Here is a 16,317-nt window from a genome sequence, read left to right as displayed (position 1 = left end):
GAAGATTGGCACAGTTTGAACACGCTGTAGAGATCCCCCGCAGATCCCCATGTGGGAGCGAGCTTGCTCGCGATAGCGGTGTGTCAGTCAAGGGGGCATTGACTATCAGACCGCTATCGCGAGCAAGCTCGCTCCCACAGTGGGTGTAGGTGCTGCGCGACTGTCGGTTTCGCGTTCAATCGTCCATCCGGCCAAAGCGCCCGGAGTGGAAATCATTGAAGGCCTGGTGGATTTCCTGTTCGCTGTTCATCACGAACGGACCATGGCCCACGATGGGTTCGTCGATCGGCTCGCCACTGAGCAGCAACACCACCGCGTCGTTATTGGCTTGCAGGCTCAATTGGTCGCCGGCCCGGTCGAACAGGGCCATCTGCCCGGCCTCGACCCGTTCGCGGCCATTGGCCTGGACCGAGCCCCGCAGCACCACCAAGGCGGTGTTGTGGCCTTCGTGCAGGTCAAGGGTGAGGGTTTTCCCGGCATTCAAGCGGATGTCCCAAACGTCGATGGGGGTGAAGGTCCGTGCCGGGCCTTGATGCCCTTCGAAACTTCCGGCGATCAGGCGCAGGCTGCCGGCGTCGTCCTTCAGGGCGATGTTCGGAATGTCGCCCTTGAGGAGCGTCTGGTAGCCGGCCGGGGCCATCTTGTCCTTGGCGGGCAGGTTGACCCACAGTTGGACCATTTCCATGAACCCGCCCTGGCGGGCAAACGCTTCGGAGTGGAACTCTTCGTGGATGATGCCGGAAGCGGCGGTCATCCATTGCACATCGCCGGGACCGATCTTGCCGCCGCTGCCGGTGGAGTCACGGTGTTCCAGTTCGCCCTGGTAGACGATGGTCACGGTTTCGAACCCACGATGGGGGTGCTGGCCGACGCCGCGACGCTCGCTGGTCGGCGTGAATTCGGTGGGGGCGGCGTGGTCCAGTAGCAGGAACGGGCTGATGTGCTTGCCCAGGTTGTCGTAGGAAAACAGCGTGCGCACCTGGAACCCGTCGCCGACCCAATGAGGCCGCGGGCTGGTGTAGAGGCCAATGATGTTTTTCATGCTGTGTCTCCAAAATCAGGTACTGCGATTTGATGGACACAGCTTAAAACCCACACCCTTGAAGCACTAGACGGCAAAAACCGGCCTTAGCGTTCCATTTGGAGAACGATCAAGAACCTGTGGGAGCGAGCTTGCTCGCGATAGCCGTGGTTCAAGCTTGCATAAGTGTTGGATGTGCCAACGCCATCGCGAGCAAGCTCGCTCCCACAGGGTTGGGTGTCACTCATTCAAAGGTGATTGCGCTTGGCAAACTCCGACAACCCCACCAAGGATTGCAGCCCCAGCTTTTCCAACAGACGGCTCTTGTAGGTGCTGACGGTTTTTGGACTCAGGAACAGGCTTTCAGCGATGTCCTTGCCACGCATGCCCATGGCCAGCATGCGCAAGATGGACAGTTCGCGGGTGGAGAGGCTTTCCAGGGCTTGCTGTTCGCTGCGTTGCTGGAAATCCAGCCTGACGGGCATCTGGGGGAAATAGGCATAACCGGACTTCAACGCCTGGATGGCCTTGGTCAGTTCCTTGAGGTCGCTTTTCTTGGTCACAAAACCCCGGGCCCCAGCCGAGATGCAGCGGTTGCAGAAGTGCTGCGCATCCTGGGACGTGAACACCAGCACGCTGCATTCAGGAAACTGGGCCATGATCCAGACCAGCAGGTCCAGGCCATCGAAGCCGTTCATCACCAAATCCAGGATCACCAGGTCTGGCGCACTCTCCTTGATGATGCCCCGGGCATCGGCCGCGCCGCTGGCGTCCCGGATGTGGGTGAACGCCTCATTCTGGCAAATGAGCCGCAGCGCCCCTCTAATGACAGGGTGGTCATCCACGATCAACACGTCTTTCAAGGCAGCTCCCCAAAACAATACAAACGGCACCGGTGCCATGACCGCACCGGACTCTTGCACAAGTGCCAGGCCCTGCCACCTGTCAAACCTGACAGTGCGGACCAACGGTCTGGTTCAGCGTCCATGACCCTGCCTGAGGGGGCGAACCCACGGTTGCAACGGCTCATGGATAGGAGGATCGACCCGTTCCATCAGGCGTCGCAGTGACGCGAGATCAGGCAGTGGCGCCTGGCTCAGATGCACGTTCGATCGACGCGCCACAGGCACCGGCGACTGACTGGCCGGTTGCGCGTTGTAGATCATCCCGTGACGAATCTGCGGGTTGTAGATCACAAAATCGTGCAGGTCCAACGCCCCGTCCGCCAACGCCCCGTTGACGACAATCAGGTCGAACGGCTCGCTGCCGTACTCCACCAGCGTGAGCAGTTCCTGCAAATGGCTCACGGGGACAATCCGGTGGTAGCCCTGTTGGTTGAACAGACGCTCCAGCACGATTCGATAGGTCTGTTGTGGGTCGGCAATCAGGATACGAAGTGCTTTGTTCGGCATGGCAAGCTTTCCAATAGCAACGCGCCAGGTAGGCACCGGCTCAAGAACATTCAGGGCGCTCAGGCTAGAGGAAGCGTTTGAAGGGCGATGTAGGACTAATCCTAAAATAAGGACAGACACAGCCCCTATGGCGAGGGAATTTATCCCGCTCGGCGCTTTGCAGGCGCTGGCGAAGCCTGCGATCTTTGATCGTTCGCTTGGGATTGTAGGAGCTGGCGAAGCCTGCGATCTTTTGATCTTTCGCTTGGGATTCAAGGGTCTTTGGAAAGATCGCAGCCTCGTTGCACTCGTCAGCTCCTACGGTTCATACAATTCATACAGCTCCTATAGCGCCTATTCCTCCAGGTGGGTTTTCAGTCGTTCCGCCAGGTGCTCGATGGCTTGGCGAAGGTCTTCCACGGCCTCGGCGAGCAGCACCGTGTCGTTCCCTCGACAAGCGCTTTCCAGCGCCTCGCAGGCGGCGATCAGGCGTTGCGCCTGGATGATCCGCGCCCCGCCCTTGATCCGGTGCGCCAGGTCCGCCAGGCCCGGCAAGTCCAGTCGGGTAGACAAGTCCAGCAGTCGCGCTTGATCTGCGGCATTGCTGCTGACCAGTTCCTCCAGCAACGCCCTGATCGCACTGGTGTCGCCACCGGTCAGTTGCTCCAGCCCGGTCAAGTCGAGGCCATCGCCGGACTGGGGCGCCCGCGCATCCGGCATGACCGAAGCCAGGCACGCATTGAGTGCCTTGAGGCCGATGGGCTTGAACAGGCAATCGTCCATCCCGGCTTCGGCGCAGCGCTGCTTTTCCTCGGGCTGGGCGTTGGCGGTGAACCCCAGGATCACCACCGGCGACAGGCTACGATCGCGCTCTTCGGCGCGAATGGTACGGGCCAGTTCGTAGCCGCTCATCAAGGGCATGTTGCAGTCGGTGATGACCACATCGAAGTGTTCGCTGCGCCAAGCCTGCAGACCCTCGACACCGTTCTGCGCCTCCCGGACACGATGGCCCAGGTAGCCCAATTGCTGGGACAGCAGCAAGCGGTTGGCCGGGTAGTCGTCGACCACCAGGATACTCAGCGCCGGGACCGGCAGCAGCGCCTCGACCTCGGCAGGCGTCGCCGGCAGTGCATCGAGCAAGGGCAGGTCCAGCAGAACCTCGACCTGCGTGCCCTCCCCCGGCACGCTATGCAACACCAGGGTGCCGCCCATCATTTCGCACAACGTCCGGCTGATGACCAACCCCAACCCGGAACCGCTGCGAGCCGACTGCGGGTGCTGGCCGGCCTGGGCAAAGGGGCTGAACAGGCGGCGCTGATCCTCGGGGGAAATACCGCAACCGGTGTCCTCCACCCGCAGGCAAAGACCCAGGCGTTCGTGCCCAGGGACCGGCTCGCCGCGCACACTCAGGCGCACTTCACCCTGGTCGGTGAACTTGATGGCGTTGCTCAACAGGTTCGAGACGATCTGCTTGAAACGCAATGGATCAATCAACACGTCGCGGTCGATCCCGGCATCCAGCACCCAATGCAAGCGCAGGTGTTTCTGCCAGGCCAGGCCCTCGAAAATCCGCGCCACCGACTCGATCAACGTGTGCAGATTGGCCCGTTGCGGCGCCAGCGACAACTTGCCCGACTCGATGCGGGCGATGTCGAGGATGTCGCCGATCAGGTCCAGCATGCCATGGGCCGCACCCGACGCGACTTCGATGGCGAATCGGTCGACGATGCCCTGGTCGGCTTTTTTCAGGGCCAGCTCCAGCAGGCCGATCACCGCATTCATCGGCGTGCGGATCTCATGGCTCATGGTCGCCACGAAGGTGGTCTTGGCCCGATTAGCCTCGTCGGCGCTTTCCTTGGCCACGCGCAGCTGTTCCAACAGCCGTCGCAGATAGATGCCCCAGCCCAAGGCCACCAGCAACAGCAGCGCAGCAACGGCGAACCCCTGGAGGATCGTGGTGCGGTTGCGCAGCCAATAACTGTCGTCGATCACCACCTCACTGCGCCAGCGGTTGGTCAGCTCGTCCATTTCTTCCGGGGAAATACTCAACAGCGCCTTGTCCAGGATCGAGTAAAGCTCCAATGCGCCCCGGTTCGTCGCCAGGGCGATGTGCGCGGGCAAGGTGCCCACGGTGCTGGTGACTTGCAGCGTGTCGCGGTACTGGCGGGAAATCATGTAGCGTGCGCTGATCAGCGGGTTGATCGCAGCATCTGCCGTGCCGGCGGCGACCATGGCCATGGCGTCGGCCGCATTCTGCGCCGCCACCAACTGCACGCGGGGGAACTGCTCCAGCAGGAACTCGCGCAGCACGTTGCCACGCACCAGCGCCACGCGCTTGCCCGCCATCTGGTCCAAGGTCAGCGCCTTGGCCCTGACCGGCACCACCAACACGAACGGGTTCGTCAGGTACGGTCGGGTAAAGCGCAACTCGTCCTCGAGTTCGGCGCTGGGGATGGCGGTTGCCAGGACGTCGGCCTTGCCGCTCTTGATCTGCCCGATCAAATCGTCAACCGAATCGCCCCGCTGCACATCGAATTTCAAACCGGTGCGCAAGCTGATCCGCGCCAGCACATCCGCGCCGATCCCGCGCAGATGGCCTTGCTCGTCGAAGAACGTCAGCGGCAGGAAGTTTTCATTGGCGGCGACTTTGATGCGCGGGTGGGCGTCCAGCCAACGCTGTTCGTTGACGCTGAAATGCAGCGCCTGCTGACCGGGCATGCTCGCCCCGCCAGCGCTCCAACGCCGCAGGATGACCATGCGTTCGCTGGCGGGAATGGCGTGCAGCGCGGCATTGACGATGCGCAACACGCGCTCGTTGTCGCGACTGACCGCAAAGGCGAACGGCTGCACTTCCATCCGCGAGAAATCGGCCAGTTGCACATTGTTCAGGTAATTCTTGCTGATCAGGTAGTTGGAACTGATCGAATCCCCCAGGTAGACGTCGGCCTGACCAAACGCCACGGCGCCGATGGCACTCAAGGTCGAGGGGAACAGTTGCAACGAAGCCTCGGGATAAAACCCCTTGACCGTCTCTGACGGCAAATAGTGATACAGCATGGCCACCCGCTTGCCCGCCAGGTCCGGGGGCAAGTCCTGGCTGTCGTCGATGCGGGCCACGAGGGTCGGCAGGTCATCGGCATAGGCCTGGGACATCGCCAGGTCTGGATCGGCGGCTTCGAAGCCGTTGGCGGTGCCGAGCAGGTCGATCTCACCACCGCGCAGGGCCTGGAGCGCTTCGGCGTGGGACGGATAGCGCTGGACCTGCACCGTGACGTGCAAGAGTTGCCCCAGCAATTGCGCATAGTCGGCCGTCAGGCCTTCATAGTCGCGACCATTGCCGGTGATGCTGAAAGGCGCATAGTCCGGCGCCGAGGCCCCCAGCAGCAACGTGCCCTTCTGGCGCAGCCAGGCCCAGTCGGCAGCGTCCAGGGACACCACATAATCATCCACATTGGAGCGCCCGAGCACCTGCAACGACTCAGGGGTCGCGCCTACCGGTAGCGCCACGCTCAATGAGCCCAGCAGCAGCGCCACCAGGCCTGTGCGTAAAAGCAGCATCATCTGGTCAGGGTGTTTCGCTTGGCGTGGTCGGCCCGGCGCACCACCGACCTCAGTCAGGGTGACCGGTTGGGGGTTCAGACTGCCAATACGAGGGAACAGCGAACCGTCGATGCGCCTGTCCAACAGACGCATGACATGAGTGTAGGAAGTTTCTGAAGAATTTCCTGCGAGTGACCAGAGAGAGGACCTATGGCCTGTGGGAGCGAGCTTGCTCGCGAAGGCGTAGTGTCAGCCACTTCAATATTGGCTGAACTGACGCCATCGCGAGCAAGCTCGCTCCCACAGGGGGTGACTCGCTCCTACAGGGCCTATACAGCGGCCAACAGCATGTCGCGTACTGGACGAGCCTGTCCGCGATTGTTCCCATGCTCATAGAGCGAGCCGGCAATCTCATCGGCACGCACCGGCAGGATCGACAGCAGCGTATCGCTCAGGCCATGGCTGGCCTGGCAGAAGCCCTGCATGTAGATCGCCGCCTTGCAGCGCTCGTCGGTAATCAGCTTGTAGTTGCGATCCACCTCGAAATCCCCCAGGTACTGCGCCAGCGGCTCCAGCAGGGTGCGGTGCATCTGCCGCTCGTAACCGGTGGCCAGCACCACGGCGTCATAACGGCGTACCGTCAGCTCGCCGGTGGCGTTGTTGCGCACCGCCAGTTCCACGCCGGCGGCGGTGGCCGTGGCCTTCTCCACCGTGGTGAGGGTGCGGAATGCATGACGGGCGATGCCAGAAACTTTCTGGCGATAGAAAATCCCGTAGATACGCTCGATCAGGTCGATGTCCACCACCGAATAGTTGGTGTTGTGGTACTCGTTGACCAGGCGCTCGCGCTCGCTGTGGGGTTGCTGGAACACCAGGTCGGTGAACTCCGGCGAGAACACTTCGTTGACGAACGGGCTGTCGTCCGCCGGCTTGAGGGCCGAGCCGCGCAGGATCATGTCGACCTGTACCGAAGGGAAGCTGTCGTTGAGGTCGATGAAGGCCTCGGCCGCGCTCTGCCCACCGCCGATGATGGCGATCTTCATCGGCTGGCCCTTCACGCACGGCTGACCCGCCATGCGCTCCAGGTACTGGGAATGGTGGAACACCCGCGCGTCATCCTTGAACGCCTTGAACGCGTCGGGAATGCGTGCGGTACCGCCGGCGCTGACCACCAGCGAGCGGGTGGTGCGGACCAGCTCTTCGCCCTGGCCGTCGCGGGAAATCACCCGCAGCGCCTCGACCTGCTGGTTGTGCAGCACCGGTTCGATGCGCAACACTTCCTCGCCATAGCGGCTTTGTGCGCTGAAGTGCCCGGCCACCCAGCGCAGATAGTCATTGAACTCCATGCGGCACGGGTAGAAGGTGCCGAGGTTGATGAAGTCCACCAGGCGGCCATGGTGCTTGAGGTAATTGACGAACGAATACGGGCTGGTGGGGTTGCGCAGGGTCACCAGGTCCTTGAGGAAGGAAATCTGCAACTCGCTCTGGGTCACCAGGGTGTTGCCGTGCCAGCGGTAGTCGGCCTGCTTGTCGAGGAACAGCACGTCCAGTTCACCCTGGACCGGCCCCCGCTCCTGCAGCGCGATGGCCAGCGCCAGGTTCGAAGGGCCGAAGCCAATGCCGATCAAGTCGTGAACGATGGGCGATGCAATTGCCTGTGTCATGTCCAGTGTCCTCTGGAAAAGCCCCTCAACAGGGCACGAAAAGCCTGGGGAACCTGACCGGCACTGAAGGCGCCGGCAAGTCGTCTGTTGAGAGGAACGAGGACAGTGAAAAAAAATTTACCGCCGGGTGACCGGCGACGCTCGAATCAGGGCGCGTCCCACTGACGCACGCGAACGCGGCAGTGCTTCATGGCGTTGACGATGTGCTTTTCCACCAGTGCCCGGGAAATGCCCAGGCGCTCGGCGATTTGCGGGTGGGACAGGCCTTCGAGCTTGCGCAGCAGGAAACTCTCGCGGCACAGCGGCGACAGCTCGGCCAGGGCGCGCTGCAGCATGTCCAGGCGCTGGCCATGGTCGAGACTGGTGTGGGGCGATGGCGTGAAGAAGCGCTCTTCGTTGTCCAGCACATCCAGGGATTCGACCTGGCGCAGGACGTTGCGTCGATGCCCGTCGATCACCAGGTTCAGCGCCGTGCGGTAGAGGAACGCCCGAGGCTGTTCGATGGGCGTGTCGCTGGCACGCTCCAGCACCCGCACATAGGCGTCATGCACCACATCCTCGGCCGCCTGGCGGTTGCCTAGCCTGGCGTTCAGGAAACACACCAGCTCGCGATAGTAGTTTTCCAACATGACTCCCGTGCGCAATGGCTGCGCCAGCTATCCCTGTGCCACTTCGGCATGCCTGAAAAGGGCATGGCACGATAATGGCAGCTTCGATCGCGTAATTTATAGTAATTCTCATATAGATTTAAAGCGTTGGTTTGTATCGGGGTTGATTCGTTCAGTTGACGAGGTGTCGGCCCCTGGCTTTTGTGGCGAGCTGGGCCTGTAGGAGCTGACGAGCGGAGCGAGGCTGCGATCTTTCCCCAGACACTTGAGTCTCAAGCGAAAGATCAAAAGATCGCAGGCTTCGCCAGCTCCTACACAGCCCAGCGGGAGCAAGCTCCCTCGCCACAGGGTTCGGGGTCGCTTCGGCTGATTCGCCAACCTGCTACCAAGTGTTTCAAGCCAGTAAATTCCCGTCCAAAGCGCTCGTTTACCAGAACAGCCCCCCGTCCCTGCCCTTCCTGGGACGGGCCCGATATCACCGGCCGGAACCCTGCATGAAACGTCCCCGCCCTACCCGACGCGCCTGGCTTCTCACCTTCGCCCTGCTTCCGGCCGTGGCCTTCGCCGCGTGGCAAGCGGTCGTGCCCAGCCGCGCGCCCCTGGTCACCGCGCCCGTCACCCGTGGCGATATCGAAAACAGCGTCACCGCCCTGGGCACCTTGCAACCGCGGCGTTATGTCGACGTCGGCGCCCAGGCGTCCGGGCAGATCCAGAAGATTCACGTGGAGGCCGGCGACGAGGTACGCGAAGGCCAGCTGCTGGTGGAAATCGACCCGTCCACGCAAAAAGCCAGGCTCGACGCCGGGCGTTTTTCGATCGAGAACCTCAAGGCCCAGCTTCAGGAGCAGCGTGCCCAGCACGACCTGGCGCAGCAGAAATTCCGCCGCCAGCAGCAACTCAAGGCCGGCGGCGCCACCCGCGAGGAAGACGTGCAGACCGCCCAGGCCGAAGTGCGGGCGACCCAGGCGCGCATCGACATGTTCCAGGCCCAGATCCGCCAGGCCCAGGCCAGCCTGCGCAGCGACGAGGCCGAGCTGGGCTACACGCGCATCTATGCGCCGATGAGCGGCACCGTGGTCGCCGTCGGTGCCCGGGAAGGCCAGACCCTCAACGCCCAGCAGCAAACCCCACTGATCCTGCGCATCGCCCGGCTGTCGCCGATGACGGTCTGGGCCGAGGTCTCGGAAGCCGACATCGGCCACGTCAAGCCGGGCATGACCGCCTACTTCACCACCCTGGCCGGCGGCAGCCGTCGCTGGAGCAGCACCGTTCGCCAGATCCTCCCCGTACCGCCACGCCCGCTGGAGGCCAGCCAGGGCGGCAGCCCCACCGGAGGCCGCAGCGGCAGTGAGCGGGTGGTGCTCTACACCGTGTTGCTCGACGTCGACAACGCCGACCGCGCGCTGATGACCGACATGACCGCCCAGGTGTTTTTCGTCGCCGCCCAAGCCAAGGACGTGCTGACCGTGCCCATCGCCGCCCTGCAGGACGCCGACCAGGTGCGGGTGCTGGCCGACAATGGCGACGTCCAGCCGCGCACTGTTCGCACCGGCGTCAGCGATCGGCTGCGCACGCAGATTGTCGACGGCCTGAGCGAAGGCGACCGGGTGCTGATCGGCCCCGCCAGCGGTAGCGGAGGCTGAATGAGCACGCCCCTGATCGAACTGCGGGACATTCGCAAGGCCTACGGCGGTGGCGACAGCCCTCGGGTGGAGGTGCTGCGCGGCATCGATTTATCCATTCACGCCGGGGAGTTCCTGGCGATTGTCGGGGCGTCCGGCTCCGGTAAATCCACCCTGATGAACATCCTCGGCTGCCTGGACCGCCCCACCAGCGGTGAGTACCGTTTCGCCGGCGAAGACGTCGCCGGCCTGGGCAGTGACGAGCTGGCCTGGCTGCGGCGCGAAGCATTCGGCTTCGTGTTCCAGGGCTATCACCTGATTCCTTCCGGCACCGCCCAGGAAAACGTCGAGATGCCGGCCATCTATGCCGGCACCTCCGCCGCCGAGCGCCACGCCCGGGCCAGTGCCCTGCTCGACCGCCTCGGCCTGGCCAGCCGCACCGGCAACCGTCCCCATCAACTCTCCGGTGGCCAGCAGCAGCGGGTGTCCATTGCCCGGGCCTTGATGAACGGCGGCCACATCATCCTCGCCGACGAACCCACCGGCGCCCTCGACAGCCAGAGCGGCATCGAGGTCATGGCGTTGCTCGACGAACTGGCGAGCCAGGGCCACGTGGTGATCCTGATCACCCACGACCGCGAAGTGGCGGCCCGGGCCAAGCGCATCATCGAGATCCGCGATGGGCTGATCATCAGCGACAGCGCCCCCTCTTTGTCACACGAAGTGCACGCCAATCCCAAGGCCCTGCAAGCCGTGGATTTGCGCCAACGCCTGAGCGCCGGCAGCGAACACAACGGCGCCTGGAAAGGTGAGCTGGTGGACGCGGTACAGGCGGCATGGCGGGTGATGTGGATCAATCGCTTTCGCACCGCCCTGACCCTGCTCGGCATTGTCATCGGCGTGGCCTCGGTGGTGGTGATGCTGGCCGTGGGCGAAGGCAGCAAGCGCCAGGTCATGGCCCAGATGGGCGCGTTCGGCTCGAACATCATCTACCTCAACGGCAGCGCGCCCACGCCCCGAGCTGCCAAGGGCATCATCAGCGAATACGACCTGGCCGCCCTCGCCGACCTGCCCGAAGTGCAGCGCATCATGCCGGTCAACGGTGCCGAAGCCAGCGTGCGTTTCGGCAACCTCGACCACACCAGCTACGTTGGCGGCAACGACACGAATTTCCCGGCCATCTTCAATTGGCCGGTGGCCGAGGGCAGTTACTTCAGCGACGCCGACGAACGCGGCGCCGCAGCGGTGGCGGTGATCGGCCACAAGGTCCGGCAGAAACTGCTCAAGGACGTCGCCGACCCCATCGGCCGCTACATCCTGATCGAGAACATGCCGTTCCAGGTGGTCGGCGTACTGGCGGAAAAAGGCGCCAGCTCCGGGGATTCGGACGCCGACAATCGCATCGCCGTGCCCTACTCCGCCGCCAGCGTGCGGTTGTTCGGCACGCGCCATCCCGAATACGTGGTGATCGCCGCCCGGGACGCGGGCAAGGTCAAGGAGGCCGAACAGGCGGTCTCCCGCACCTTGTTGCGCCTGCACGACGGCAAGCAGGATTTCGAGCTGACCAACAACGCCGCGATGATCCAGGCCGAGGCCCGCACCCAGGGCACGCTGTCGCTGATGCTCGGGGCCATTGCGGCGATTTCGCTGTTGGTGGGCGGCATCGGCGTGATGAACATCATGCTCATGACCGTACGCGAACGGACTCGCGAGATCGGTATCCGCATGGCCACCGGCGCCCGGCAACGCGACATCCTGCGCCAGTTCCTCACCGAAGCGGTGATGCTCTCGGTGGTCGGCGGGCTCGCCGGTATCGGCCTGGCCCTGCTGGTGGGCGGTGCCTTATTGCTGGGCAAGATCGCCGTGGCCTTCGAATGGCTGGCGGTGTTCGGCGCCTTTGGCTGCGCCCTGGTCACCGGCGTCGTCTTCGGCTTCATGCCCGCCCGCAAGGCCGCCCGCCTCGACCCGGTCGCGGCCCTCACCAGTGAATGAACCCCACCCTATGAAAGCGCACCTGACCCTCCTGGCCACCAGTCTGTTGCTGGCGGCCTGCGCCACCCCTGCGTCGGCACCGGACAGCGGCATCCAACCGCCATCAGCCTGGCAACACCTCGATACGCCCAGCGCCCAAGCGGATAACCAGCAATGGTGGACACACTTCGGCAGCCCGCCATTGAACCGCTTGATCGAACAGGCGCGCCGGGACAGCCACGACCTGGCCGCCGCCATGGCCCGGGTGCGCCAGGCCCAGGCCAGCGCGGTGATCGCCGGGGCGCCGTTGCTGCCAGCGGTCACGGCCGGGCTCAACGGCAATCGCCAGGAATTGTTGCGCGGCAAAGGCTACAGCCAACTGGACGTCGACCGGGACAACCGCACCATCGACTACTACGACGCCAACCTCAGCGCCACCTATGAGCTGGACTTCTGGGGTGGCAAGCGGGCGGCCCGGGACAGTGCGCTGAGCACGCTGTCGGCCAGCCAGTTCGACCGGGCGACCGTGGAGTTGACCCTGCTCAGCGGCGTCGCCAACAGCTACACCCAGGCGTTGTCCCTGCGCGAGCAACAACGCATCGCCGAACAGAACCTGGACAACGCCCAGCGCGTACTCGACCTGGTCCAGACCCGCTACGACGCCGGTAGCGCCACGGCCCTGGAACTGTCCCAGCAAAAAAGCCTGGTGGCGGCCCAGCAACGCCGCGTGCCCCAAGTGCAGCAACAGGCCCGGGAGGCCGTGATCACCCTGGCGACACTGCTGGGGCAGCCGGTGCAGTCGATCAAGCTCGACGACGACCGTTTCGACCGCCTGCACTGGCCCGCCATCGACGCCGGCGTGCCCAGCGAACTGCTGCGCCGCCGCCCGGACATCGCCGCCGCCGAAGCGCGCCTCGCTGCCGCCCAGGCCGACATCACCGTGGCCCGCGCCGCCATGCTGCCCACCGCGACCCTGGGCCTGAGCCTCGCCACCGGCGCCGACATCGCCGACCAGTTGCTGCGCAACAACGTCTACAACCTCACCGCCGGCCTGGCCGCGCCGATCTTCAACAACGGCCGCCTGAGTGCCGAACGGGACAAAGCCACCGCCCGCCAGGAAGAACTGCTGGAGCTCTATCGCGCCGCCATCATCAACGGCTTCGCCGACGTCGAAAAAGCCCTCAACGGCATCCATGGCCTGGACCAGCAACGGCAATGGCAAAGCGAAGAACTGCACCAGGCCCAGACCGCCTTCGACATCGCCCAGCGCCGCTACCAGGCCGGCGCCGAAGACCTGCTCACCGTACTGGAAACACAGCGCACGCTGTACGCCGCGCAGGACATGAACGTGCAGTTAAGGCTGGCGCGGGTACAGGCGAGCATGGCGTTGTACAAGGCGTTGGGTGGGGGTTGGCGGGTGATGTAGGCCTCGAACACACACCTTCAGCCATGTGACAGATGAAGGAGAGGGAAACTCATCCCCTGTGGGAGCAAGACTTGCCCGCGATCAAGGCGACACGGTTTCCGGGGACCGAGGTGCCTGCATCGCGGGCAAGCCTTGCTCCCACAGTTTTGCCCTGGGGATCCAGCAGATGGTCGAGCTGAGTGATACCTGTGGCGAGGGAGCTTGCTCCCGCTGGGCTGCGCAGCAGCCCCAATGGCCGGCACCTCGGTGGGACAGAGGTTTTGAGGGGGCTGGTTTGGGGCCGCTTCGCAGCCCAGCGGGAGCAAGCTCCCTCGCCACAGATAATTCCCGTTCCGACAAAGGGTGTTCGGCTTTGGTTCTGTTTATCCGGCCATGTAGGACTCCCGAGCGAGGCTACATCGCCTTGCGCCGTTACCTACAACTGCGCCAGAATCCGCCGGCTTGTGCGCCTGGCTCGTGGCTTTTACTGTTTCCGGGTCGCTGATTTCAGCGATCGGGTTTGGTAGCCCGCGAGTCAACTAGGCGCAAGCGCCACCTCCTACAGACGCTCTCTCGGTGTCTGTTTCATGGTGGCCGTGCGCAGGGCGTCTTCGGGCGCGCCGGGTTCCTAGTGCTCCGGTCTACCAACCCGCGTACGGCCGCCACCCAATCGTTTGGTAGCGATGGTGTCGGCTCCTGAAAATGAATACTAGGAGTTACGCCATGTTCAAGATCACCCCCAATCCCCCCGCAGACGATTCCAAAAAAATCGACGAAGCCGCCGACCGCGCCCTCGCCTTTTACCTCGACCCCAAACCCGAAAAACCCAACCCACCACCGGGCCAGTTGTTCACCGTGGCAGAAGGCGCGGACATGGAATGCCTGCTGGCCAACCTCAGCGAAACCCTCGCTTCGGTCAACGTCATGGCAAGTGAGCAGGCCTTTGAACTGGAAGGCTCGCGGCGCCATTTTGCGCTGGGCATCCAGCAAATGATCGAGTTGGCAGAACTGCTGGCAAACCGCGCCCTGGACATCGCCGCACCGCGCTAAACGCACTCAAGCCAAGTGATACCTGTGGCGAGGGAGCTTGCTCCCGCTGGGCTGCGCAGCAGCCCCAATGACCGGCACCTCGGTGGATCAGGTGTTTTTGAGGGGGCTGGTTTGGGGGCTGCTTCGCAGCCCAGCGGGAGCAAGCTCCCTCGCCACAACGGCGTTCACTTCAGCTTTTGGGGATGGCGGGATTTACACCGGCTTGCTCTTGAGATTGCGCGCATACCACGGCCGTTGCGGCACGCGGCGGAACAGTTCGGAGAGCTTTTTGTCATCGCTGCCGAAGGTGATGCGCAAGGCCAGTTTCATGGTTTCCGGGTCCATCTCCACCGAGCGCCCGACCTGCAGCCCCGGCGTGGTGCTGCAACCGTGGGTGTCCGGGCCCAGCCAAGGGTCGGCGATTTCGACCCAGCGGCCCGGGGCGAACCAGGGCACACCGTTGACCTCGAGCCGGCTCACTTCCCCCGGGTGGAAACGCTCGTGGGCGCGGAACCAGTCTTCGAGGCGGTCGTCGATCCAGCCGTGGAAGGCCCAGAACACCGGGCTCACGTGGGAAGAAAACGGATCGCCGAGAAAGTCATTCTCCGGGGCGTACCAGCGCTGGGCGAAGTCCGCCGGGTCACGGGCGAACGGCACCGGGTGGCCGTTGGACGGGTCACGCGGCACCGAGGCCCAGCGCATGTGCAGCCAGTCGTGCAGGCCCAGTTCCACTTCCGAACCAAACTGGCCCAGGGTCAGTTTCGACAGGTAGCGCGGGTCGCGGTAGCGCGATTCCCAGACCTGGAAATTGCTGTGGTAGGTCTCGGCGGTCTTGATGTCGCTGACCCACTGGGCGTACTGCTCGTCGCCATCGGCCAGCCAGGTCGGCGGCAAGGACGTGCCATCGTGGTTATCGAGGTAGCGGGCGAACCCAAGGCGATCGCGTTCCAGCTCCGGTTGCGGCAAGGGAAAGCGCGGCCACGACGGCAGTGCCTGGAACGATCGGGCGGTGCCGAGCATGTGCCGGTGCATGAAAAAGAAGTCCACGCCCGAGCCATTGCGATCCTTGCGCGGCCCGCGGGCATCACGCTCCCGGTCCCGTGGACCGGGCTGCCAGCCGATGCCGCGCAGGGCGTTGCGCTTGTCTTCGTCCAGGGTGTGCCATTTGTCCCGCGACGCATGCCAGAGCTGGTGGAACAGCCGATGCTCGGGCGACACCAGCCAGGCCAGCAGCGCCGGGCTCAGCGGCGTGCGCTCCCGCGCCTCGGGAAAGCGCTGCTTGACGGCGATGAAGTGATTGTCCTGTTCAAGCAACGCCAAGGGACGGTCCAGGCGCAACACCCGGCCGCTGAGCGTGGCGCTGCCGGCATTGCCGAAACCGGCCCAGACTTCGTCCAGGGTCATGATGAATTCATAGTCCGGCGCGTCGTGCCGAGCCCCCATCAACCGCCAGCTCAGTTGCTTCGGGTCGGTTCCGGCCAGGTCGCCCAACACCCGATAACGCGGCTCATCGGCACCGCGCAAACGTTCGGCGCTGTCGAGGTACCCCACCAGGCCACGGCCCCTCTGGCCGATATCGAGGAAGATCTGCAGATCGTCCTGCGGCAAGCCTTCGAGACCGGCATCGCGGCCGGTGAAACGGATCGTCCAGATGCCCCGCAACGTATCGGCCCGGCGCTGGCCCGCCACGTCCGCCACGTCGAACGAGGCCTCGCCGGGGGTAATGGTCGGGTCCGGCCGGGTCAGTTCGCGATGCCCGTAATACACCGCAGGCACGGCGGCACCGGTCAGCGCCAGGCCTGCCATGAACCATCGTCGAGAAATCGTCATTGCCTTACCTGTGTCCAGCCCTGGAGCGGGCTTTATCCAAGCTAGAACGATGGGTGGGCTGACAAATTTATAGGGAGACTGTGTGGGCCTCATCGCGAGCAAGCTCGCTCCCACAATGGATTTGAATACATTCCCAAAAATCAGGTTGGTTTCAAGGCCGCCTTCGCGAGCAGGCTCGCTCCCACAATGGATTTGAGTACATTCCCAAAAGTCAGGTTGGTTTCAAGGCCGCCTTC

General features: G+C 63.8%; 11 protein-coding genes. 4 read left to right on the top strand and 7 right to left on the bottom strand.

Annotated features, from left to right (window positions below):
- Positions 1–175: 175 nt before the first annotated feature.
- From AO356_RS21225 to AO356_RS21200, 6 genes are all read right to left on the bottom strand, one after another.
- Positions 176–1,042, bottom strand: a complete 867-nt coding sequence (locus AO356_RS21225; protein ID WP_060741410.1) for a pirin family protein — start codon at positions 1,040–1,042, stop codon at positions 176–178.
- Positions 1,043–1,269: 227 nt separating this feature from the next.
- Positions 1,270–1,884 (bottom strand): response regulator transcription factor, encoded by a 615-nt coding sequence (locus tag AO356_RS21220; protein ID WP_060743165.1) that lies wholly within the window; start codon positions 1,882–1,884, stop codon positions 1,270–1,272.
- A 114-nt stretch (positions 1,885–1,998) separates the two neighbouring features.
- Positions 1,999–2,433, bottom strand: coding sequence for a hypothetical protein (locus tag AO356_RS21215; RefSeq protein ID WP_060741409.1), 435 nt, complete (start codon positions 2,431–2,433; stop codon positions 1,999–2,001).
- 333 nt (positions 2,434–2,766) lie between these two features.
- The gene (locus tag AO356_RS21210) at positions 2,767–5,973 is read right to left on the bottom strand and encodes an ATP-binding protein (protein ID WP_060743164.1); all 3,207 of its coding nucleotides are present in this window, start codon (positions 5,971–5,973) and stop codon (positions 2,767–2,769) included.
- Between the two features lie 308 nt (positions 5,974–6,281).
- The gene (locus AO356_RS21205; protein WP_060741408.1) at positions 6,282–7,616 is read right to left on the bottom strand and encodes a lysine N(6)-hydroxylase/L-ornithine N(5)-oxygenase family protein; all 1,335 of its coding nucleotides are present in this window, start codon (positions 7,614–7,616) and stop codon (positions 6,282–6,284) included.
- Positions 7,617–7,762: 146 nt separating this feature from the next.
- On the bottom strand, positions 7,763–8,245 hold the full coding sequence (locus AO356_RS21200) for a sigma-70 family RNA polymerase sigma factor (protein ID WP_060741407.1): 483 nt from the start codon (positions 8,243–8,245) through the stop codon (positions 7,763–7,765).
- Positions 8,246–8,718: 473 nt separating this feature from the next.
- Here AO356_RS21200 and AO356_RS21195 point away from each other — a divergent pair, with 473 nt between their 5' ends.
- The 4 genes from AO356_RS21195 (at position 8,719) to AO356_RS21180 (ending at position 14,272) form a co-directional block, all read left to right on the top strand.
- Positions 8,719–9,867: an efflux RND transporter periplasmic adaptor subunit gene (locus AO356_RS21195; protein ID WP_060741406.1), complete on the top strand. Its 1,149-nt coding sequence runs from the start codon at positions 8,719–8,721 to the stop codon at positions 9,865–9,867.
- Positions 9,868–11,838 carry a MacB family efflux pump subunit gene (locus AO356_RS21190; RefSeq protein ID WP_060741405.1) on the top strand — a complete coding sequence of 657 codons (1,971 nt, stop codon included), beginning with the start codon at positions 9,868–9,870 and terminating at the stop codon, positions 11,836–11,838.
- A gap of 10 nt (positions 11,839–11,848) precedes the next feature.
- Positions 11,849–13,243, top strand: coding sequence for an efflux transporter outer membrane subunit (locus AO356_RS21185; protein WP_060741404.1), 1,395 nt, complete (start codon positions 11,849–11,851; stop codon positions 13,241–13,243).
- Positions 13,244–13,945: 702 nt separating this feature from the next.
- Positions 13,946–14,272, top strand: coding sequence for a DUF6124 family protein (locus AO356_RS21180; RefSeq protein WP_060741403.1), 327 nt, complete (start codon positions 13,946–13,948; stop codon positions 14,270–14,272).
- Between the two features lie 192 nt (positions 14,273–14,464).
- Here AO356_RS21180 and AO356_RS21175 read toward each other — a convergent pair whose 3' ends face one another.
- Positions 14,465–16,081, bottom strand: a complete 1,617-nt coding sequence (locus tag AO356_RS21175) for a hypothetical protein (protein WP_060741402.1) — start codon at positions 16,079–16,081, stop codon at positions 14,465–14,467.
- Between the last annotated feature and the right edge of the window lie 236 nt (positions 16,082–16,317).

Origin of the sequence: Pseudomonas fluorescens (assembly GCF_001307275.1) — a bacterium.
In the GTDB taxonomy this organism is placed as follows: domain Bacteria; phylum Pseudomonadota; class Gammaproteobacteria; order Pseudomonadales; family Pseudomonadaceae; genus Aquipseudomonas; species Aquipseudomonas fluorescens_AA.
This window is presented reverse-complemented; position numbering and strand designations above follow the sequence as displayed.

Coding starts and splice junctions, on each gene's coding strand:
- AO356_RS21225 (WP_060741410.1), bottom strand. CDS start 1,042: ATGAAAAACATCATTGGCCTCTACACCAGCCCGCGGCCTCATTGGGTC.
- AO356_RS21175 (WP_060741402.1), bottom strand. CDS start 16,081: ATGACGATTTCTCGACGATGGTTCATGGCAGGCCTGGCGCTGACCGGT.
- AO356_RS21180 (WP_060741403.1), top strand. CDS start 13,946: ATGTTCAAGATCACCCCCAATCCCCCCGCAGACGATTCCAAAAAAATC.
- AO356_RS21185 (WP_060741404.1), top strand. CDS start 11,849: ATGAAAGCGCACCTGACCCTCCTGGCCACCAGTCTGTTGCTGGCGGCC.
- AO356_RS21210 (WP_060743164.1), bottom strand. CDS start 5,973: ATGATGCTGCTTTTACGCACAGGCCTGGTGGCGCTGCTGCTGGGCTCA.
- AO356_RS21195 (WP_060741406.1), top strand. CDS start 8,719: ATGAAACGTCCCCGCCCTACCCGACGCGCCTGGCTTCTCACCTTCGCC.
- AO356_RS21190 (WP_060741405.1), top strand. CDS start 9,868: ATGAGCACGCCCCTGATCGAACTGCGGGACATTCGCAAGGCCTACGGC.
- AO356_RS21200 (WP_060741407.1), bottom strand. CDS start 8,245: ATGTTGGAAAACTACTATCGCGAGCTGGTGTGTTTCCTGAACGCCAGG.
- AO356_RS21215 (WP_060741409.1), bottom strand. CDS start 2,433: ATGCCGAACAAAGCACTTCGTATCCTGATTGCCGACCCACAACAGACC.
- AO356_RS21205 (WP_060741408.1), bottom strand. CDS start 7,616: ATGACACAGGCAATTGCATCGCCCATCGTTCACGACTTGATCGGCATT.